Origin of the sequence: Streptacidiphilus rugosus AM-16 (assembly GCF_000744655.1) — a bacterium.
GTDB lineage: Bacteria > Actinomycetota > Actinomycetes > Streptomycetales > Streptomycetaceae > Streptacidiphilus > Streptacidiphilus rugosus.
This window is the reverse complement of the sequence record NZ_JQMJ01000004.1, coordinates 6,936,269-6,954,185: the sequence shown is the minus strand read 5'-3', so window position 1 is coordinate 6,954,185 and position 17,917 is coordinate 6,936,269. Positions and strand designations below refer to the sequence as shown.

Below are 17,917 nucleotides of genomic sequence, written 5' to 3'. Positions count from 1 at the left end.
CGTCGGGCGGCCGTCCCTCCGGCCCCAGGTGGCCCGATCCGCCTCGCATCTCCGCACAGGGGAGTCTCACGTCCCATGTCCCAGAAGACCGCCGCGCCCGCCGCGGCCCCGTCCGCGAAGGCGGCAAAGGCGCCCAAGGCCGCCAAGCCCACCGCTGCCGGTGGGCGTAACAGTCTGGCCCGGTTGGGTCCGTTGCCCTGGATCGGTCCGTGCATCGCGCTGATCCTGCTGGTGGTGGTCTGGCCCGTCGTCGAGATGGTGCTGACCTCGACCCACAAGATCAGCGGCCTCGGCATCGACTTCGGCTTCAACGGCATCGGCCGCTACCAGAAACTCTTCAGCGACCCCCGCCTGGGCACCGTCATGCTGTGGACCCTGGTCTGGACCGTCCTGGTCGTCGGCTTCACCATGGTCATCTCCCTGGCCCTGGCCCAGCTCTACAACCAGAACTTCCCCGGCCGCAAGTACACCCGCTGGGCCCTGATCATCCCCTGGGCCGCCTCCGTCATCGTCACCTCCATCGGCTTCCGCTGGATGCTCGACGAGGTCGCCGGCGTCCTCAACCGCCTCATGCTCGACCTCCACCTCATCCACAGCGCCCAGAACTGGACCGGCGACGCCGCCCACTCCAAACCCTGGCTCATCCTGGTCGCCGTCTTCGTCTCCCTCCCCTTCACCACCTACACCCTCCTCGCCGGCCTGCAGACCGTCCCCGGCGAGGTCTACGAAGCCGCCCGCGTCGACGGCGCCACCACCTGGCAGACCTACCTCAAAATCACCCTCCCCCTGCTCCGCCCCTCCTTCCTGGTCGCCCTCGTCATCAACCTCATCAACGTCTTCAACTCCTTCCCCGTCATCTGGGGCATGACCCAGGGCGGACCCAACACCGACACCTCCACCTCGACGGTCTTCATGTTCATCCTCGGCCAGACCGACGTCGGCGAATCCGCCGCCATGTCCGTCGTCAACTTCGCCGTCGTCATCGCCATGGTGCTGCTCTTCCTCAAGGTCAGCCGCTGGAACGAGGAGAGCTGACCATGCCCGCCACCCTCAAGAAGACCGCCCTGGCCACCCTCGCCTGGCTCCTGGCCCTGGCCTTCCTGGCCCCCTACGCCGAAATGGTCCTCACCGCCGTCCGCCCCGCCGGCGAACTACGCGACAACGGCTACCTCCCCCACCACTTCCAATGGGGCAACTTCCTCGACGTCTGGTCCCACACCACCATCGGCCAGAACCTCCAGGTCTCCCTCCTGGTCGCCGCCGGCGCCACCGCACTGACCCTGCTCGTCGCCCTCCCGGCCGCCTACTACACCGCCCGCATCCGCTTCCGCGGCCGCAAACTCTTCCTCCTGCTGGTCCTGGTCACCCAGATGTTCCAGCCCGCCGCCCTCCAGGTCGGCCTCGCCCGCGAATTCACCTCGCTCGGCATGATGGACTCCGACCTCACCCTGATCATCGCCAACGCCGCCTTCAACCTCGCCTTCGCGGTCTGGATCCTGTCCGCCTACATCTCCTCCATCCCCGCCGAACTGGAGGAGGCCGCCATGATCGACGGCACCAGCCGCATCGGCGCCCTCTTCAAGGTCACCCTCCCCCTCGCCCTCCCCGGCGTCGTCACCTGCGTGATCTTCACCTTCATCACGGCCTGGAACGAATTCATCATGGGCCTGATCCTCATCAACACCCCCTCCAAACAACCCCTCACCGTCGGCATCGACTCCATGATCGGCGCCTACAACCCCCAGTGGAACTACATGTTCGCCGCCTCCGTCGTCGCGATCATCCCCGTCGTCATCCTCTTCGCCTCCATCGAACGCCACGTCGTCTCCGGCCTCACCGCCGGATCCGTGAAATGAGCTGACACAGGGACAATGCAGAGAGGGAGGGGCGGCCACTGTGCGGGTGGCCGCCCCTCCCTCTCTGTCGTTCCGCCGCAGTCCTACGGCAGGGTGATGTGGTACGCCTTGCGGAGCGTCTCGTGGACGGTCCAGGTGGTCTCGTCGCCCTCGCGGAGCACGCAGGCGTCGCCGGGGCCGACGTCGAAGGTGGGGCCGCCGGAGACGGCGATGGTGGCGCGGCCGGAGACGACGACGAACAGTTCGTCGGCCTCGGTGTCGGTGACGACGCCCGGGGTGATCTGCCAGATGCCGCGGATCTGCTTGCCGTCCTCCGACTCCCACAGGACCTTGCCGGAGACCTCCGGCGTGCCGGAGAGGATCTGGCCGGGGTCGAGCGGGTCCGGCTCGAGTTCGGCGTCGGGGATGTGTACGGCGAAACTGGTCATGGTTCCGACGGTAGTCCGTGCAGGTGGGGCGGGGGAGCAGCAGAGTGCGTCAGAGGGGACCGGCAGAATGACAAGTCGTATGGTCGGGTAGACGGAGCTGTCGGACCGGAGCTGTCGGAGTGGAGGGGCACGGGTGGCGGACGAGCTGAGCGCGCGGGAGCGCGCGGTGCTGACCTTCGAGGGGCGTCCGTGGCGGACGCGCGGGGCGAAGGACGCGGCGATCCGCGAGGAGCTCGGCCTGTCGCCCACGCGCTACACGCAGGTGCTCAACGCCCTGCTCGACCGGGAGGCCGCGCTCGCGCAGGAGCCCGTGCTGGTCAACCGGCTGCGGCGGATCCGGGAGCAGCAGCGGGCCCGGCGCTGATCGCGTCCGCCAGCGCGTCCAGCAGCGCGACGACCCCGGCCGGACCCGGCACGGTGAGGTCCGCGCGGTCCGCGATCGCGGCCAGCGGCGGCTCGCCCGTCGCCGGAGCGCTGTAGGCGAGCACGCCGGGCAGGCCGCCCGCGCGCAGCTTGTCGACCGCGTCGAACGCGGCCACGTCGCCCAGGTCGTCGCCCGCGTACAGAACCGATCCGGCCCGCTGCTCGGTCAGGAAGTCGGCCAGGGCCACGCCCTTGTCCATGCCGGGCGGCCGCAGTTCCAGCACCATCCGGCCCGGCTCGACCGCAAGGCCGTGCCGCGAGGCCAGTGCGCGCAGCGGCGCCTCCAGCGCGGCGAGGGCCGCGTCCGGGTCCTCGGCGCGGCGGGTGTGGACCGCGACGGCCCGGCCCTTGTCCTCGATCCAGGTGCCCTGCCAGGCCCCGGCCGCGTCGAGCGCGCCGGGCAACTCCCCGCGGAGCGCGGCGATCCCCGGGTGCAGTGCGGGCGCCCTGACCGCACCGCTGCGGGCGTCCCAGCGTTCGGCGCCGTAGTGGCCCAGCACGGTCAGCTGCTCGAGCCCCGCGACCCCGGCGAACCCGCCGTACCGCACGGCCAGCGCGGCCGGGCGGCCGGTGACCACGACGACGCCGCCGATCAGCGGCGCCAGCCGCGCCAGCGCGGGGGCCGCCCCGGGATGGGCGCGGGCCTGGTCGGGGTCGGCCACGATCGGGGCCAGCGTCCCGTCGAAGTCGAGGGCGACGACCGCGCGTTGGGGCGCGGCGAGCAGCGCGGCCAGGCCGGCGGCTCCTGCGGGGGTGCTCGGCTCGGGAATACCCATGCCCACGACCATAGCCGGTGCCCGCCGCCCGACCGGCCTCGTTCGAACAGGCCCGGGCGGGCTTCGTCGGCACACGAAGGGGGCGTGTGCGGAGCATCATCGTTCCACTCCAAGCAGGTAACCGGCCTGTCACAGCGGCTGCGTTTCGCCCGGTTCGGCGCTATTTTCTCTGACCGAGTAGGGGGGACGGGGATGGACTGGATCGTTCCGGGGTACCGACACACCCGGGAGCTGGGATCGGGCGCGAGCGGCCGCGTGGTGCTCGCGTTGCACGAGGAGACGGGCACGCCCGTCGCGGTGAAGTACCTGGGCGACGACCTGCGTGCCGATCCGGACTTCCTGGCGGAGTTCCGCGAGGAGGCCCGGCTGCTCGGCGACCTGGAGACGCCCTACGTGGTGCGGCTCTACGAGTACGTCGAGGGCCCGGCGGGCGCGGCGATCGTGATGGAGCTGGTCGACGGGATCGCGCTGCGCGCGCTGCTGAAGCAGGCGGGCGCGACGGGTCCGGAGGCGGCGCTGGTCGTGCTCAAGGGCTCGCTGCTGGGCCTGGCGGCGGCGCACGCGCTGGGCGTGGTGCACCGCGACTACAAGCCGGAGAACGTGCTGGTCGCGGCCGACGGTTCGTCCAAGCTGGTCGACTTCGGCATCGCGGTCAAGACCGGCGACGCGGGCGGCATCGCGGGCACCCCTCCGTACATGGCCCCCGAGCAGTGGACCGGCGACCCGGCCTCGCCCGCCGCGGACGTCTACGCGGCGACGGCGACCTTCTTCGAGTGCCTGACCGGCTCGCGTCCGTTCCCCGGCGTGACCTTCGCCGAGCTGGTCGTCCAGCACACGACCTCGCCGATCCCGGACGAGCTCGCCCCCGAGGGCGTGCGTCCGCTGATCCGCCGTGGCCTGGCCAAGCACGCGACCGACCGCCCGGAGAGCGCGGCGGCCTTCGTCGACGAGCTGGAGGCGGTCGCGGGCGCGGCCTACGGCCCGGAGTGGGAGGAGCGCGGCCGCAAGAAGCTGGCCGCGCTGGCGGCGGCGCTGCCGCTGCTCTTCCCCTCGGCCGGCGGCGGCGCGCCGACCAGCGGCACGACCGCGCTGGCGCGCACGGTGCTGTCGTCCGCGCCGAGGCGGCTGCCGCGGAAGATCCTGGTCGGCACCGGGACGGGCATCGTCCTGGTCGGCGTCCTCGGCGGGGTCGCCCTCGCGGGCGGCAACGCGGGCAACCCGAAGATCACCGGCGGCCCGACCCCGGTCGCGGTCACCTCGATCACCCCGACCGGCCCCGTCAGTGTCTCGCCGACGGCCTCGGCCAGCCCGAGCGCCAGCGCCTCGCCGTCCACCTCGGCGAGCCCGAGCGCGAGCCCTTCACCGACAGCGGGCCACTCGGCGTCCCCGCCCTCCGGCTCCACCCCGACGCCGACCCCCACCCCCACACCGACCCCCACGCCGACGGCGACCCCGACGCCTCCGGCCGTGCTGAACGTGCCGAACGTGCTCAACCTGACCGTCTCCGCGGCCGACGCGGCGATCAAGGCCGCGGGCTTCAACCCGAACAACGTGACCGTGGTCCCGGACTGCCTGACGGCTCGCCAGAAGATCTTCACGGTCCATGACCAGACCCCGGCGGGCGGCAGCAAGGCCAAGCCGACGGCGCAGTTCCAGCTGACGGCGACCTCCAACACCTGCATCGCGTACCCCTACGTGACCGGCACGGACGGCGGGCAGGCGTTCAAGGCCCTGGTGGCGGCGGGCTTCAGCTCCGGCAACATCACCATGACGTCGTGCAGCTACGGCGGCGTCGTGACCAGCGAGAGCCCCGCCTACGCGCGCCAGTACCTGCTTCCGGACACGAAGATCAGTCTCACGCTCCAGTGCAACATCGGCTAGCCAGAGAGGTCAGCAGCACATGACTCCCGAGGACTCCGTGCCCGCTGACGAGGGCACGATGCACCTGAAGCTCCCGCCGCACGACGCGCCGCCGATGGACGCCGCGTCGCTGCCGGACGAGGGCACCGTCCGGCTGGGGAACGTGCCCGAGCAGCCGGAACGGGGCACCGTGCGGCTGGGGAACGTGCCGCCGCAGGCCGATCAGGGCACCGTGCGGCTCGGTGGCGTGCCGCCGTTGGCTCCGGAGCCCGAGCCGGTCGGCTACATCGCCTCGGTGATGGCCGCGTCGGCGGCCGAGGAGGCCGTGGCCGCACCGGCGGTGCAGGCCGCACCCGCCGCCGACCCGGGGCTGATCCGCTTCGGGCCCGGCGTGCCGGACCCGAAGACCGCGCGCACCATCGCCGTCTGGAAGGGCCAGGCCGCGCCCGAAGCCGCCGCCCAGCCCACCGAGGAGCGGAAAAAGCGGGCCTGGCTGTTCTGGGTGCCGGTGCTGCTGGTCTTTCTGGCGCTGCTGGCCTGGTGGCTGCTCAGGTTCCTCACCCCGTCCACCGTCGGACTGACCGGGGCGAGCATCACGGTCGAGCCCACCGCCGTGACCTGCAACGGCAAGGCGACCATCACCGCCACCGTCACCACCGACGGCAAGGCGGGGAGCTTCCAGTACCACTGGCTCCGCAGCGACGGCACCGACAGCGGCACCCTGACCGAGACCGTCGCCTCCGGCACGCACCAGGTCGAACTGCCGCTGATCTGGACCCTCTCCGGGCCCGGCGACTTCCACGGCACGGCGACCCTGCTGGTGCTCGGCCACCCCGCCATCAAGCCGTCGACCTCCTTCGACTACTCCTGCACCTCGGGCTGATCGCCCGTCAGGGCGTGCAGCTGCTCCAGGAACCACCCGGTGGGCGGCAGCGCCGTGCTGGCCTCGGCCAGCCGCTTGGTGCGCGCCGCCCGCTCCTCCTGGGGCATGTTCAGCGCCGCGTGCAGGGCGTCCGCCGTGGCGATCACGTCGTAGGGGTTGACCGTCAGCGCGTCCTCGCCGAGCTCGGCGTGGGCGCCCGCCTCGCGGGAGAGCACCAGCGCCACGCCCGTGTCGGAGACCACGGGGACCTCCTTCGCGACCAGGTTCATGCCGTCGCGGATCGGGTTGACCAGCGCCACGTCGGCCAGCCGGTACGCGGCGAGCGAGCGCGGGAAGTCGTCGTTCACGTGCAGGATCACCGGCTGCCACGAGGCGGTGCCGAACTCGTCGTTGATCTCCTGGGCCGTGCGCAGCACCGCCGCCGTGTACTCGCGGTACTCCGGCAGGTCGTGCCGCGAGGGGTAGGCGAAGGCGATGTGCACCACCCGGTCCAGCCACTCCGGCCGGGTGCGCAGCAGGTGCTGGTAGGCCTGCAGCCCGCGGACGATGTTCTTGCTCAGCTCGGTCCGGTCCACCCTGACGATCGTGCGCCGGTCGCCGACCGCCTCGCGCAGCCCGGCGAGCCTGGCGTCCACGTCGGGCCTGTGGCTGCGTTCGCGCAGGAAGTCCGCGTCCGCGCCGAGCGGGTGCACGCCCAGCTGCGTCGTCCGGCCCTCGTGGGTGACGGCCAGTGAGTCGCTGACGGTCGCTCCGAGCACGGCCTCGCAGCACTGGGCGAAGGTCCGCGCCCAGCGCTCGGTGAGGAAGCCGGCCCGGTCGGCGCCGAGGATCCCGCTCAGTACCTGCGCCGCCACGTCGTCCGGCAGCAGCCGGTAGTAGTCCGGCGGCGCCCACGGAGTGTGCGAGAAGTGGCCGATCCGCAGGTCGGGGCGGAGTTCGCGGAGCAGGCTCGGTGTCAGCGACAGGTGGTAGTCCTGGACGAGAACCGCCGCACCCGGCGCCGCGCAGGTGGCCAGCGCGTCCGCGAAGGCGCGGTTGTACGCCTCGTACGAGGCCCACTCGCGGCGGAAGTTCGCGCCGAAGACGGGCTTGGTCGGCGTGTCGTACAGGAGGTGGTGGACGAACCAGAGGGTCGAGTTCGCGATGCCGTTGTAGGCCCGGGTGAAGGTGCCGGGATCGATGTCCAGCATGTGCACGTCCGGGTCGGTCAGGCCCTGCCGGGCCGCCGCGCGGTCGCCGTCGGACAGGGCCGCGCAGACCCAGATGCTCTCCTGCTCGGTGCCGATCGCCGACAGGCCGGAGACCAGACCGCCCCCGCCGCGGCGCGGAGTCAGCGTGCCGTCGTCCTCGATCGTGAAGGAGACCGGGCCTCGGTTGGACGCCAGCACGATCGGCGCGGTCGTGGCGGCTGTGGCGGTCGTGGTTCGGGCCATGTCAGTCAACCTTGCCTCGGACGGGTACGGGCAAACCTCACTCCGCCGGGTGGGCCCCCTGCGGCCGCCGACGGCGGTACTCCGGCACGGTCGCCACCGGCGGGCGCTCCACCAGGGCGACCTCGGTGGTGCTCGGGGTGAAGCCGGCCGCGGTGCGGTGGAACTGCACCAGCTCCGGGGTGACCAGCTCGTCCGGCGTCTTGAGACGGTCCAGGGCGGTCCGGTAGATCGTCGCCGCCATCCGGCCGAGCGCGGGCGCGTCCTGGTGGCGGTGGTGCCGGACGCCGACGTCGACCTGGGCCAGCGCGTCCAGGCCGACCAGCCCCAGCGCGTCGACCAGCAGGCCGAGCTCGACGCCGTAGCCGGTCGGGAAGGGGAGCCTCTCCAGCAGCGAGCGCCGTGCCGCGTACTCGCCGCCGAGCGGCTGGACGAAGCCGGCCAGCAGCGGCCAGTGCAGGTTGAGCAGTGGGCGGGCCACCAGCTCGGTGACCCGGCCGCCGCCTGCCGGGATGGAGCCGGCCTCGGTGTCGAAGGGCCGGTCGTACATGGCCTTGACGAAGGAGACGCCGGGATCGGTCAGCAGCGGGCCGACGATCCCCGAGACGAAGGTCGAGTCGAAGGCGCGCAGGTCCGAGTCGACGAAGCAGACGATGTCGCCCGTCGTCACCAGCAGCGAGCGCCAGAGCACCTCGCCCTTGCCCGGCTCGACGGGCAGCCGCGGCAGGATCTCGTCGCGGTGGACCACCCTGGCGCCCGCCGCGGTGGCCTCGGCCGCGGTGCGGTCCACCGAGCCGGAGTCGACCACGAGCAGCTCGTCCACCAGGGGCAGGGCTTCCATCAGGTCGCGGCGGATGGCGGCGACGATCTCGCCGACGGTCTCCTCCTCGTCCAGCGCGGGCAGCACCACGCTGACCGTCGCCCCGCTGCGTCGCTTCGCGTCCAGCAACTCGGGCAGGGGCCGGTCGGCCGCGCTCCACGAGCGGCGGCGCAGCCAGTCCTCGACCTGGTCCAGCACGGGTCTCCCCATCTCTCGTGGTGATCCTGCCCGGTCGGCGTCCGTCGTCTCGCGTCTCGGACGGCAATGAGCGGTCGGTGGGCCTTCGGTTACAGTCTTGAGGACGAGGCGGACCGCTCGCACATTGGGGTCCGGCTCGAACAAATGCGCCGCGCGCGAACGCGCGACGCCATAGCGCTCATCCAGAGGGACTGAGGGAACGGCCCGTCGAAGTCCCGGCAACCCCCCTGCCAGGTCGCCCCGCAGCGTACACACGCCGCGTGGCCCAGGTCGGGAAGGTGCCAATTCCGGCCCGTGGCGAAACGCGCCCCGGGGAAGATGAGGAGAGAGGTTCTCGCCATCATGGCTCCTGTCAGCCACACCGTCGCCCCCGACGCCTTCGGCCCCGCTGTGGCCCTGTCCTGTCGCGAGTGCGGAGCACGCACCCCCCTCGCCCCCGACTTCGCCTGCACCGAGTGCTTCGGGCCGCTCGAGGTCGCCTACGAGCTCCCGGCCGGCGACCCGGAGGGCCTGCGCAAGCAGATCGAGAACGGCCCCGCCAACATCTGGCGCTACGCCCCGCTGCTGCCCGTCTCGCCCGACGTCGCCGAGCGCCCCAGCCTCAACCCGGGCCTGACCAAGCTGGTCAAGGCGAACAACCTGGCCCGCGAGCTCGGCGTCACCGGCTCCCTCTACGTCAAGGACGACTCCGGCAACCCGACCCACTCCTTCAAGGACCGGGTCGTGGCCATCGCCGTCGAGGCCGCCCGCACCTTCGGCTTCACCACGCTCTCCTGCTCCTCCACCGGCAACCTGGCCGGCGCGGTCACCGCCGCCGCGGCCCGCACCGGGCTGCGCGCCTGCGTCTTCATCCCGCACGACCTGGAGGCCGGCAAGGTCGTCATGGCCGCGATCTACGGCGGCGACGTCGTCGGCATCGACGGCAACTACGACGACGTGAACCGCTTCTGCTCCGAGCTGATCGGCGACCCGGCCGGCGAGGGCTGGGGCTTCGTCAACGTCAACCTGCGCCCCTACTACGGCGAGGGCTCCAAGACGCTGGCCTACGAGATCTGCGAGCAGCTCGGCTGGCGGATCCCGGACCAGCTGGTGATCCCGATCGCGTCCGGCTCGCAGCTGACGAAGATCGACAAGGGCCTCAAGGAGCTCATCGCCCTCGGTCTGGTGGAAGAGAAGCCCTACAAGATCTTCGGAGCCCAGGCAGAGGGCTGCTCGCCCGTCTCCGCCGCCTTCAAGGCCGGCCACGACGTGGTCCGCCCGCAGAAGCCGGACACCATCGCCAAGTCGCTGGCCATCGGAAACCCGGCCGACGGCATCTACGTGCTCGACATCGTCCGCCGCACCGGCGGCGCCGTCGAGGACGTCGACGACGAGCAGGTCGTCGACGCGATCGGCCTGCTGGCGCGCACCGAGGGCATCTTCGCCGAGACTGCGGGTGGCGTGACCGTCGGCGTGCTGCGCAAGCTGATCGAGAGCGGTGTGCTCGACCCGGCCGCCGAGACCGTCGTGCTCAACACCGGCGACGGCCTGAAGACCCTGGAGGCCGTGGCGGACGCCGCCCGCCCGACCGCCGTCATCCGCCCCACCCTTGACTCGTTCCGAGAGGCAGGCCTCGCATGAGCGTCAACGTCCGCATCCCCACCATCCTGCGCACCTACACCGGCGGCAGCGCCGAGGTGAAGGCCGAGGGCGCCACGCTGGCCGAGGTGATCAAGGACCTGGAGGCCAACCACGCGGGCATCGCCGCCCGGCTGCTGGACGACAACGGCAAGCTGCGCCGCTTCGTGAACGTCTACGTGAACGAGGACGACGTGCGCTTCGCCGACGGCCTGGAGACGGCCACGCCGGAAGGCGCCGGCGTGTCGATCATCCCGGCGGTCGCCGGCGGCTGCTGACAGCTTCGCCGACAGGCGCACGAAGTCGGTGCACCCCTGGCAGGGGTGCACCGACTTCGTCATTTCCTGATGTTTAAGAGGAGTAGAGTGCTCCTGTCCCGTCCGTCGAGGCGGTCGATCCATTCTTTTTCGAGCGGCAATATGTCGGACCCGTCCGATATGTCCGGCCCGAATTGCTCCCCTTTGCGGGTTGATGCTGCGAATGTCTCTTAACTTCTCCTGAGAATTCCCCGGCTTGTGCTCTGTTGCTCAGGGCAGCGGAGTGGATACATTCAGCGTCGATCGGGGCTTGGCGTCTGCAGCCCGCAGCGTTCCGCCCGGTCCGGTTCGCGGTGTGCGGACCGTGAAAGGGCCAGCACAATAGGGGAGTTTGGAATGGCTCAGGGCACCGTCAAATGGTTCAACGCGGAGAAGGGGTACGGCTTCATCGCGGTCGACGGTGGTGCGGACGTGTTCGTCCACTACAGCGCGATCCAGATGGACGGGTACCGGTCGCTCGAAGAGGGCCAGCGGGTTGAGTTCGAGATCTCGCAGGGCCAGAAGGGCCCGCAGGCGGACATGGTCCGCGTGACCGCGTAACGCACCCACGGCAGCCGGCGACCGCTGACTGAATCAGGACCCGCAGAGCTCGTTCCAGCTCATCCCGGCGAAACGATGCATCCACGCAGGTCTTCCTGAACGGCCCCCACCCGCACGGGTGGGGGCCGTTCTGCCGTCGGGCTGCGTACTGAGTCGCATGCTGAGTCGCTTGCACTCAGGGGGGTCGAGTGCTAATCATTGGCGTTAGCACTCTGAGGTAGAGAGTGACAACGGGCCGAGTCGGTGAGGCTCTGGGCGCGGCGGGAAGGAACCGCCGAAGGCCGGTGCCGTCCGTCGCGGGCGCCAGCGCGGTCCGAAGCAGCCAGTCTGTCCAGGAGGACCGCTTCCATGGCCAAGATCATTGCGTTCGACGAAGAGGCCCGTCGTGGCCTCGAGCGCGGTATGAACCAGCTCGCCGACGCCGTCAAGGTCACGCTGGGCCCCAAGGGCCGCAACGTCGTCCTGGAGAAGAAGTGGGGCGCCCCCACGATCACCAACGACGGTGTCTCCATCGCCAAGGAGATCGAGCTCGAGGACCCGTACGAGAAGATCGGCGCCGAGCTCGTCAAGGAGGTCGCCAAGAAGACCGACGACGTCGCGGGTGACGGCACCACCACCGCCACCGTGCTGGCCCAGGCGCTCGTCCGCGAGGGTCTGCGCAACGTCGCCGCCGGCGCCAACCCGATGGCTCTGAAGCGCGGCATCGAGAAGGCCGTCGAGGCCGTCTCCGCCCAGCTGCTCGAGCAGGCCAAGGACGTGGAGACCAAGGAGCAGATCGCCTCCACCGCCTCCATCTCCGCCGCTGACACCCAGATCGGCGAGCTCATCGCCGAGGCCATGGACAAGGTCGGCAAGGAAGGCGTCATCACCGTCGAGGAGTCCCAGACCTTCGGTCTGGAGCTGGAGCTCACCGAGGGTATGCGCTTCGACAAGGGCTTCATCTCGGCGTACTTCGCCACCGACCTGGAGCGCATGGAGACCTCGTTCGAGGACCCCTACATCCTGATCGCCAACTCCAAGATCGGCGGCATCAAGGACCTGCTGCCGCTGCTGGAGAAGGTCATGCAGTCCGGCAAGCCGCTGCTGATCATCGCCGAGGACGTCGAGGGCGAGGCGCTCTCCACCCTGGTGGTCAACAAGATCCGTGGCACCTTCAAGTCCGTCGCCGTCAAGGCCCCGGGCTTCGGTGACCGTCGCAAGGCCATGCTGGGCGACATCGCCATCCTCACCGGCGGCCAGGTCATCTCCGAGGAGGTCGGTCTCAAGCTGGAGAACGCCGGTCTGGAGCTGCTCGGCCGCGCCCGCAAGGTCGTCGTCACCAAGGACGAGACCACCATCGTGGACGGCGCCGGCGAGAGCGACCAGGTCGCGGGCCGCGTGGCGCAGATCCGTGCCGAGATCGAGAACAGCGACTCGGACTACGACCGCGAGAAGCTGCAGGAGCGCCTGGCCAAGCTGGCCGGTGGCGTCGCCGTCATCAAGGCGGGCGCGGCCACCGAGGTCGAGCTCAAGGAGCGCAAGCACCGCATCGAGGACGCCGTTCGCAACGCGAAGGCGGCCGTCGAGGAGGGCATCGTCGCCGGTGGTGGCGTGGCGCTGCTGCAGGCCGGTGTCGCGTTCGAGAAGCTGGAGCTGGAGGGCGACGAGGCCACTGGCGCCAACATCGTCCGCGTGGCGCTCGAGGCCCCGATCAAGCAGATCGCGACCAACGCCGGCCTCGAGGGCGGCGTCGTGGTGGAGAAGGTCCGCAACCTGCCCGCCGGTCACGGCCTGAACGCCGCGTCCAACGAGTACGTCGACCTCATCGCCGCGGGCATCATCGACCCGGCCAAGGTGACGCGCTCCGCGCTGCAGAACGCGGCGTCGATCGCCGCGCTCTTCCTCACCACCGAGGCCGTCATCGCCGACAAGCCCGAGAAGGCCGGCGCCCCGGCCGGTGGCGGCATGCCGGGCGGCGACATGGACTTCTGATCCTGACGGATCGGAAAGCCTGCCTGACGTTCGAAGGACGGCCCACCCTGCCGGGTGGGCCGTCCTTCGGCCTTTGGCGGCACCGTCAGGGGAGCGGCGCGCAGGCGAGAAACCAGGCAGTGCCCAAGGCGCGCGGGGACTGCGCAAAAAACCACTGACATGCGGATGGGCCTGAACCTTCGGGGCTCCACCTGCGTGGGTGGCTTGTCGCGCCCACGCGCCGGAGGCGCATGTCGGCTCAGCCCCGCGCCCCTGGACAGTGTCAACAGCCCTCCGTCGTCACCTGTCGCGCTCCCGCGCCCGAGGCGCATGTCAGGAGAGCCTCGCGCCCCTGGGGGCATGCGGGAGACTGGACGCTATGGAGAACGCACTGGAGACGGCCCTGCACGGCGCGCGGAGCGCGCTGGTGCGGGATCTGACCGCGCGGGACGTCGCGGACGCCGCGGTCGTCTCGCTGCTGGAGGACGCGATCGCGCAGCGGCGCTGGTGGGTGGAGCAGTGGCCGGACGGGGTGGACTACGTCCTGGGTCTGGTCGCCCAGGACGTGCAGGACGGCCTGTTGGAGGGCTGGGGCCGCTGGCCCCTCTGCACGGTGTGCGCGGCCGACGGCGACCCGCACGCGCTGAGCGTCGAGCCCGAGCTCGGCCCGGACCCGCACTGGGTCTGCGGCAAGGAGGGCGTCGTGGTCTCGGCGGTCGGCGAGCTGACCCCGTGATCCTCATCGACCCCCCGAGCTGGCCCGGCCACGGCCGCCTCTGGTCGCACCTGGTCTCGGACGCGTCCTTCGACGAGCTGCACGCCTTCGCGCGCCGCCTGGGTGTGCCCGAACGAGGTTTCGACGGCGACCACTACGACGTGCCGGAACGGCTGTACGCGGCGGCGGTCGAGTTGGGTGCGACGCCGGTCCGCAGCAGGGAGATCGTCGCACGGCTCACGGGGGCGGGTCTCCGCCGCAGGAAAGCCCTCCGGGGGCGCGAGGAACTGCGCGAATAACGACGGAATGCGGACGGCCTCGCGCGTCGGAGGCCACCTGCTCATGGGCGGCCTGTCGCGCACGCAGTGAATCGAGCGGAGACCCGCGCCCGGAGGGGATCAGCGCATGAGTTTCTGCGCGGTCAGCCACTTCGTGAGTTCCTCGATCTGGACCTCGCTCAGGGCCCGTGCGGGAAAGACCACGTCGTCCACGCCCCGGGTGCCCTCGAAGACCAGCCAGCCGCGGCTCCGCCGGACCCGGCGCACCGCCGGCCAGCGGACCTGGTGGGAGACGAACTGGTTCCGCCAGGACAGGCCGACGTCGGTGAACCGCAGCGACAGCTCGGTGCTGGTGTTCAGCTGTCGCAGGCGCCGCTCCAGCGACTGGCCGTGCGTGCCGAGCAGCAGCAGGGAGAGCGCGGCCAGGAATCCGTGCGAGGCGGAGACGGGATGCGAGGCCAGCGCGATCACCAGGCCGGCCAGCCCGAGCGACAGCCACAGCGCGTGGACCCAGGCGCGGGTGCGCAGCCAGTGGCTGCGCAGCTCGCCGCGCGCGTACTCGAAATCGGCCTCGATATCCATGCGCCCCACCCGGTCGAGTCATGCGATGGGCGGCACCTTATCGCGCAACCGCGCCAGCTCGGTACGCATGTTCGCGACCGCTCTCTCCCCGTACGCGGACTGACCCGCCTGCGTGCGGTAGAGCGCCGGCAGGGCGAGCAGCTGTTCGAGGATCGCGGTGCGGCCCGCGCGGAACTCGTCGTCCGGCACGAAGGCGTACTCGGCGCGCACCGCCGCCGCGTAGCTGGCGTAGATCTCCGGCGGCGCGCCGAGCACCGCGAGGTCGGCGTCGCACAGGACCTCGCCGTTGCGGTCGCCGGCGGCGGGGTCGTGGTCGGCGGTCAGCCGGACCAGGCGGGCCACCTCGGCGACGGCCTCGTCGGAGACGCCGAGCTCGGGCAGGACCCGCTCGGCCAGGCGGGCGCTGCGCTCCTCGTTCTCGGTGCGGTCCGGGGCGTAGACGGCGTCGTGGAACCAGGCGCCCAGGCGGACCAGGTCGGCGTCCTCCGCGTGCGCGGCGAGCCGGTCGACGACGGAGAGGGTCGCGGCGAGATGACGCAGGGTGTGATACCTGCGTTGCGGCTCCGACCAGCGGCGGATCAGCTGCTCGCCGTACGGCTCCGCCTCGGGCGTGGCGAAGAGCGCGGTCCAGCGGGACAGCAGGGCATCGGCGAGGGCTTGGTCGGGATGCGACGGCTGGGGCATACAGCCATTGTGGTACGGACGGGAGCGCCCGCGCGGTCTTCGCGCCAACCACGGGGGTGCGTTTCGTGCTCCTGAGCAACTAGGCTGTATTGGACTAGACCTGTTGACGAAGGCTGGGCGCGGAACGGAAGGGCTGCACTGTGAGTGATCGGGCGATTTTCGAGGTCATCGCTACATCCGCGGAGGACGCCGTAGCGGCGGCCGCGGGCGGGGCCGACCGCCTCGAACTGTGCACCGACATGGCGGCCGACGGGCTGACACCCGACCTCGCCGAGTTCGCCCGGATCCGCGCGGCGGTCCACGTGCCACTCCGGGTGATGCTGCGGGACGGCGACGGCTTCCTGGTGCGCGACGTCGACGCGCTCTGCGCCCGCGCGGAGGCGCTGCGCGCGGAAGGCGCGGACGAGTTCGTCCTGGGCTTCCTGACCCCTGACGGTTCGGTCGACCTGCCGACCGTGCGGACCGTGCTGCAGGCGATCCCCGGCTGCCGGTGGACCTTCCACCGCGCGCTCGACAACGCGGTCTCCCGTGACGAGGTCCGTGCGGCGATCGACGGGCTGCCCGGCCTGGATACCGTGCTGACCGCCGGTTCGGCGGCCGGCGTGGTCGCCGGGATGGACGTCCTCGAGGACGAGGTGGCGCGGTCGGGCAAGCCGGGATACGGCCCGCGGATCCTGGTCGGCGGCGGCCTCAAGACCGAGCACGTCCCGCGGCTGCGCGCCGCGGGCATCGACGGCTTCCACGTCGGCACCATGGTCCGCGAGGCGGGCTGGAACAGCCCGCTGGACGCCGGTCGCGTCCAGCAGTGGCGTCGGCTGCTCGACGCCGCGCCCCTCGCGGCGTAGTCCTCGGCCGGTTCCCCTCAGAGCGAGTCGAGCCAGCGGCGCAGGCGCGCGCCCTCGCGGGTCATGACCTCCGGGTCGCGCAGGGCGTTCGCCAGCAGGGACATGCCCTGGTACCCGCAGACGAGGGTCAGCGCGAGGTCCTCCGCGTCCGGCAGGTCGAGCGCGCGGAACTGCCGGGCGGCCCAGTCGAGGAGTCTGCGGATCACCGCGGCGGCCTCCGCGTCCAGGCCGCCTTCGGGCCGCTTGTCGAGTTCCGCCGCGAGGGTGCCGGTGGGGCACCCGAAGCGGGCGGCCGTGTCGCGCTGGGAGACCCAGGCGTCGATCAGCCCCTTCAGGCGTTCGCGCGGGTCGGGCAGCCCGTCCAGCGCGCCGGTGAGCTCGTCCAGGTGGGCGCGGTGCTCCGACAGGGCGGCCTGGACCAGCTCGTCCTTGGTCTTGAAGTAGTAGTAGACGTTCCCGACCGGGACCTCGGCCACCCGCGCGATGTCGGCGAGCGTGGTCCGTTCGACGCCCTGCTCGTGCAGGACCGTGGCCGCCGCCGAGGTGAGGCGTCGGCGCTTGTCCGCGGCCCGGGTTCCCCGCGGCTTAACTGAGTCAGTCACCCAACCAACTATAGACAGCGCCCCGCTTCGCCGTGCTACGGTCTCTCTAAGTCAGCCAACTAACTTATTTCTCGGGAGATCGTCATGATCGTGGTCACGGGTGCGACCGGCAACGTCGGGCGGACGCTGGTGCCGCTGCTGGCCGAGGCGGGGGAGGAGGTCGTGGCCGTCTCGCGGCAGTCGCGACCGGCCGGGTTCCCCGCCGGAGTGCGCCATGCCCGGGCGGATCTCGGGGAGGCGGCGAGCATGCGGCCGGTCCTGGAGGGCGCCGACGCCCTGTTCGTCCTGCTCGGAGGGGAGCTGAACGGCCGCGGCGAGAGCCCGCAGGCGCTGCTGGACGTGGTGGAGCAGGCCGCGGTGAAGCGGGTCGTCCTGCTCTCCTCGCAGATCAACGCCACCCGCCCGGACGCCCCCTCGCATGCCAGGCTCAGGGAGTTCGAAGCGGCGGTCCGCGCCTCCGGTGTGGACTTCACCGTCCTGCGTCCCGCCGGTTTCGCCTCCAACGCCTTCGCCTGGGCCGAGTCGGTGCGTGCGACGCGCACCGTCCTCGCGCCGTTCGGGGACGTGGCGCTGCCCGTCGTCGATCCGGCGGACATCGCCGAGGTCGCCGCCGCCGCACTCCGCGGCGGCGGCCACGCGGGGCGGACCTACGAGCTCACCGGCCCGGAGGCGATCAGCCCCCGCGGCCAGGCCGCGGCGCTCTCCGCGGCCCTGGGCGAGCCGGTCGCGTTCGTGGAGCTCTCCGAGGCGCAGGCCGCCGAGCACCTGGCCCGGTTCATGCCGCAGGAGCTCGTCGGCGGCACCCTCGACATCCTCGGTCGCCCACTCCCGGCCGAGCAGGCGACCGCCCGCGACATCGAACAGGTCCTCGGCCGCCCGGCCCAGTCTTTCGGCGACTGGGCCGCCCGCCATCTCGCTGCCTTCCGCTGACCCCCGGCGCCGAGCCCAGGCCGCCGGGCCCCGAGCCCGGGGCCAGGGCTGGGCCGTCTCCGACTGGGGCGCCCCTCGGCGTCCGAACTCGGGCCGGGCCGGGCCCCGGCCCGGCCTTCGGTTCGGCTCAAGGCCAAGCTTCGGGCCTTCGGCTTCGGCGCTTGGCGCCGGCCGAATTCCTGG

The 17,917-nt window shown here is 71.5% G+C and carries 20 protein-coding genes and 1 riboswitch; of the genes, 13 read left to right on the top strand and 7 right to left on the bottom strand.

Annotated elements, in window-relative coordinates:
* Positions 1 to 75: 75 nt before the first annotated feature.
* Both BS83_RS40330 and BS83_RS40325 read left to right on the top strand, forming a co-directional pair.
* The gene (locus BS83_RS40330; protein WP_037608353.1) at positions 76 to 1,035 is read left to right on the top strand and encodes a carbohydrate ABC transporter permease; all 960 of its coding nucleotides are present in this window, start codon (positions 76 to 78) and stop codon (positions 1,033 to 1,035) included.
* A gap of 2 nt (positions 1,036 to 1,037) precedes the next feature.
* On the top strand, positions 1,038 to 1,856 hold the full coding sequence (locus tag BS83_RS40325) for a carbohydrate ABC transporter permease (protein WP_037605956.1): 819 nt from the start codon (positions 1,038 to 1,040) through the stop codon (positions 1,854 to 1,856).
* A gap of 83 nt (positions 1,857 to 1,939) precedes the next feature.
* Here the strand turns inward: BS83_RS40325 and BS83_RS40320 are convergent, their stop codons facing one another.
* Positions 1,940 to 2,284 carry a cupin domain-containing protein gene (locus BS83_RS40320; RefSeq protein WP_037608351.1) on the bottom strand — a complete coding sequence of 115 codons (345 nt, stop codon included), beginning with the start codon at positions 2,282 to 2,284 and terminating at the stop codon, positions 1,940 to 1,942.
* Positions 2,285 to 2,417: 133 nt separating this feature from the next.
* On the opposite strand from BS83_RS40320, the gene BS83_RS40315 reads away from it, so the two are divergent.
* Positions 2,418 to 2,648 (top strand): DUF3263 domain-containing protein, encoded by a 231-nt coding sequence (locus BS83_RS40315; RefSeq protein ID WP_332262387.1) that lies wholly within the window; start codon positions 2,418 to 2,420, stop codon positions 2,646 to 2,648.
* Here BS83_RS40315 and otsB read toward each other — a convergent pair.
* Complete coding sequence (gene otsB / locus BS83_RS40310) at positions 2,602 to 3,483, bottom strand: trehalose-phosphatase (protein ID WP_051945846.1); 882 nt, start codon at positions 3,481 to 3,483, stop codon at positions 2,602 to 2,604. The genes BS83_RS40315 and otsB overlap by 47 nt on opposite strands.
* Positions 3,484 to 3,675: 192 nt before the next feature.
* Between otsB and BS83_RS40305 the strand changes: the two genes are divergently transcribed.
* Entirely contained in the window at positions 3,676 to 5,364 is a 1,689-nt protein-coding gene (locus BS83_RS40305; protein WP_051945210.1) for a serine/threonine-protein kinase, read from the top strand.
* A 19-nt stretch (positions 5,365 to 5,383) separates the two neighbouring features.
* A complete protein-coding gene (locus BS83_RS42660; RefSeq protein ID WP_051945207.1) occupies positions 5,384 to 6,226 on the top strand; it encodes a SprB repeat-containing protein in 843 nt (280 codons plus the stop codon).
* Here the strand turns inward: BS83_RS42660 and BS83_RS40295 are convergent.
* Together BS83_RS40295 and BS83_RS40290 are read right to left on the bottom strand one after the other, a co-directional pair.
* Positions 6,205 to 7,659: an alpha,alpha-trehalose-phosphate synthase (UDP-forming) gene (locus BS83_RS40295; protein WP_037608349.1), complete on the bottom strand. Its 1,455-nt coding sequence runs from the start codon at positions 7,657 to 7,659 to the stop codon at positions 6,205 to 6,207. The genes BS83_RS42660 and BS83_RS40295 overlap by 22 nt on opposite strands.
* A 37-nt stretch (positions 7,660 to 7,696) precedes the next feature.
* Positions 7,697 to 8,674: a glucosyl-3-phosphoglycerate synthase gene (locus BS83_RS40290; protein WP_037608347.1), complete on the bottom strand. Its 978-nt coding sequence runs from the start codon at positions 8,672 to 8,674 to the stop codon at positions 7,697 to 7,699.
* A 175-nt stretch (positions 8,675 to 8,849) separates the two neighbouring features.
* Positions 8,850 to 8,999: riboswitch (SAM riboswitch) on the top strand.
* Here BS83_RS40290 and thrC point away from each other — a divergent pair.
* From thrC to BS83_RS46060, 6 genes are all read left to right on the top strand, one after another.
* Positions 8,993 to 10,294, top strand: coding sequence for a threonine synthase (gene thrC, locus BS83_RS40285; RefSeq protein WP_084714843.1), 1,302 nt, complete (start codon positions 8,993 to 8,995; stop codon positions 10,292 to 10,294). It overlaps the preceding riboswitch by 7 nt.
* Positions 10,291 to 10,569: a MoaD/ThiS family protein gene (locus BS83_RS40280; RefSeq protein ID WP_037608343.1), complete on the top strand. Its 279-nt coding sequence runs from the start codon at positions 10,291 to 10,293 to the stop codon at positions 10,567 to 10,569. The genes thrC and BS83_RS40280 overlap by 4 nt, the downstream gene beginning before the upstream one ends.
* Before the next feature lie 375 nt (positions 10,570 to 10,944).
* The gene (locus BS83_RS40275) at positions 10,945 to 11,148 is read left to right on the top strand and encodes a cold-shock protein (protein WP_009189266.1); all 204 of its coding nucleotides are present in this window, start codon (positions 10,945 to 10,947) and stop codon (positions 11,146 to 11,148) included.
* 348 nt (positions 11,149 to 11,496) lie between these two features.
* A complete protein-coding gene (groL, locus tag BS83_RS40270) occupies positions 11,497 to 13,119 on the top strand; it encodes a chaperonin GroEL (protein ID WP_037608339.1) in 1,623 nt (540 codons plus the stop codon).
* Positions 13,120 to 13,477: 358 nt separating this feature from the next.
* Positions 13,478 to 13,834, top strand: a complete 357-nt coding sequence (locus BS83_RS46065; RefSeq protein ID WP_037608337.1) for a hypothetical protein — start codon at positions 13,478 to 13,480, stop codon at positions 13,832 to 13,834.
* On the top strand, positions 13,831 to 14,112 hold the full coding sequence (locus BS83_RS46060; protein ID WP_037608334.1) for a DUF4031 domain-containing protein: 282 nt from the start codon (positions 13,831 to 13,833) through the stop codon (positions 14,110 to 14,112). Before BS83_RS46065 ends, BS83_RS46060 begins: the two co-directional genes overlap by 4 nt.
* 99 nt (positions 14,113 to 14,211) lie before the next feature.
* Here the strand turns inward: BS83_RS46060 and BS83_RS40255 are convergent, their stop codons facing one another.
* Both BS83_RS40255 and BS83_RS40250 read right to left on the bottom strand, forming a co-directional pair.
* Entirely contained in the window at positions 14,212 to 14,673 is a 462-nt protein-coding gene (locus tag BS83_RS40255; protein ID WP_037608333.1) for a YcxB family protein, read from the bottom strand.
* Positions 14,674 to 14,691: 18 nt separating this feature from the next.
* Positions 14,692 to 15,357 (bottom strand): HD domain-containing protein, encoded by a 666-nt coding sequence (locus BS83_RS40250; RefSeq protein ID WP_037608330.1) that lies wholly within the window; start codon positions 15,355 to 15,357, stop codon positions 14,692 to 14,694.
* Between the two features lie 140 nt (positions 15,358 to 15,497).
* Between BS83_RS40250 and BS83_RS40245 the strand changes: the two genes are divergently transcribed.
* A complete protein-coding gene (locus BS83_RS40245; protein WP_037608328.1) occupies positions 15,498 to 16,202 on the top strand; it encodes a copper homeostasis protein CutC in 705 nt (234 codons plus the stop codon).
* Positions 16,203 to 16,219: 17 nt separating this feature from the next.
* Here the strand turns inward: BS83_RS40245 and BS83_RS40240 are convergent, their stop codons facing one another.
* A complete protein-coding gene (locus BS83_RS40240) occupies positions 16,220 to 16,804 on the bottom strand; it encodes a TetR/AcrR family transcriptional regulator (protein ID WP_037608327.1) in 585 nt (194 codons plus the stop codon).
* An 84-nt stretch (positions 16,805 to 16,888) separates the two neighbouring features.
* On the opposite strand from BS83_RS40240, the gene BS83_RS40235 reads away from it, so the two are divergent.
* Positions 16,889 to 17,734 carry an NAD(P)H-binding protein gene (locus tag BS83_RS40235; RefSeq protein WP_037608325.1) on the top strand — a complete coding sequence of 282 codons (846 nt, stop codon included), beginning with the start codon at positions 16,889 to 16,891 and terminating at the stop codon, positions 17,732 to 17,734.
* Positions 17,735 to 17,917: the final 183 nt, after the last annotated feature.

Bases quoted from the DNA above. Each gene is read 5' to 3' on its own strand.
- BS83_RS40330 (WP_037608353.1), top strand. From the start codon at position 76: ATGTCCCAGAAGACCGCCGCGCCCGCCGCGGCCCCGTCCGCGAAGGCG.
- BS83_RS40325 (WP_037605956.1), top strand. From the start codon at position 1,038: ATGCCCGCCACCCTCAAGAAGACCGCCCTGGCCACCCTCGCCTGGCTC.
- BS83_RS40320 (WP_037608351.1), bottom strand. From the start codon at position 2,284: ATGACCAGTTTCGCCGTACACATCCCCGACGCCGAACTCGAGCCGGAC.
- otsB (WP_051945846.1), bottom strand. From the start codon at position 3,483: ATGGGTATTCCCGAGCCGAGCACCCCCGCAGGAGCCGCCGGCCTGGCC.
- BS83_RS40305 (WP_051945210.1), top strand. From the start codon at position 3,676: ATGGACTGGATCGTTCCGGGGTACCGACACACCCGGGAGCTGGGATCG.
- BS83_RS42660 (WP_051945207.1), top strand. From the start codon at position 5,384: ATGACTCCCGAGGACTCCGTGCCCGCTGACGAGGGCACGATGCACCTG.
- BS83_RS40295 (WP_037608349.1), bottom strand. From the start codon at position 7,659: ATGGCCCGAACCACGACCGCCACAGCCGCCACGACCGCGCCGATCGTG.
- thrC (WP_084714843.1), top strand. From the start codon at position 8,993: ATGAGGAGAGAGGTTCTCGCCATCATGGCTCCTGTCAGCCACACCGTC.
- BS83_RS40280 (WP_037608343.1), top strand. From the start codon at position 10,291: ATGAGCGTCAACGTCCGCATCCCCACCATCCTGCGCACCTACACCGGC.
- BS83_RS40275 (WP_009189266.1), top strand. From the start codon at position 10,945: ATGGCTCAGGGCACCGTCAAATGGTTCAACGCGGAGAAGGGGTACGGC.
- groL (WP_037608339.1), top strand. From the start codon at position 11,497: ATGGCCAAGATCATTGCGTTCGACGAAGAGGCCCGTCGTGGCCTCGAG.
- BS83_RS46065 (WP_037608337.1), top strand. From the start codon at position 13,478: ATGGAGAACGCACTGGAGACGGCCCTGCACGGCGCGCGGAGCGCGCTG.
- BS83_RS40255 (WP_037608333.1), bottom strand. From the start codon at position 14,673: ATGGATATCGAGGCCGATTTCGAGTACGCGCGCGGCGAGCTGCGCAGC.
- BS83_RS40250 (WP_037608330.1), bottom strand. From the start codon at position 15,357: ATGCCCCAGCCGTCGCATCCCGACCAAGCCCTCGCCGATGCCCTGCTG.
- BS83_RS40235 (WP_037608325.1), top strand. From the start codon at position 16,889: ATGATCGTGGTCACGGGTGCGACCGGCAACGTCGGGCGGACGCTGGTG.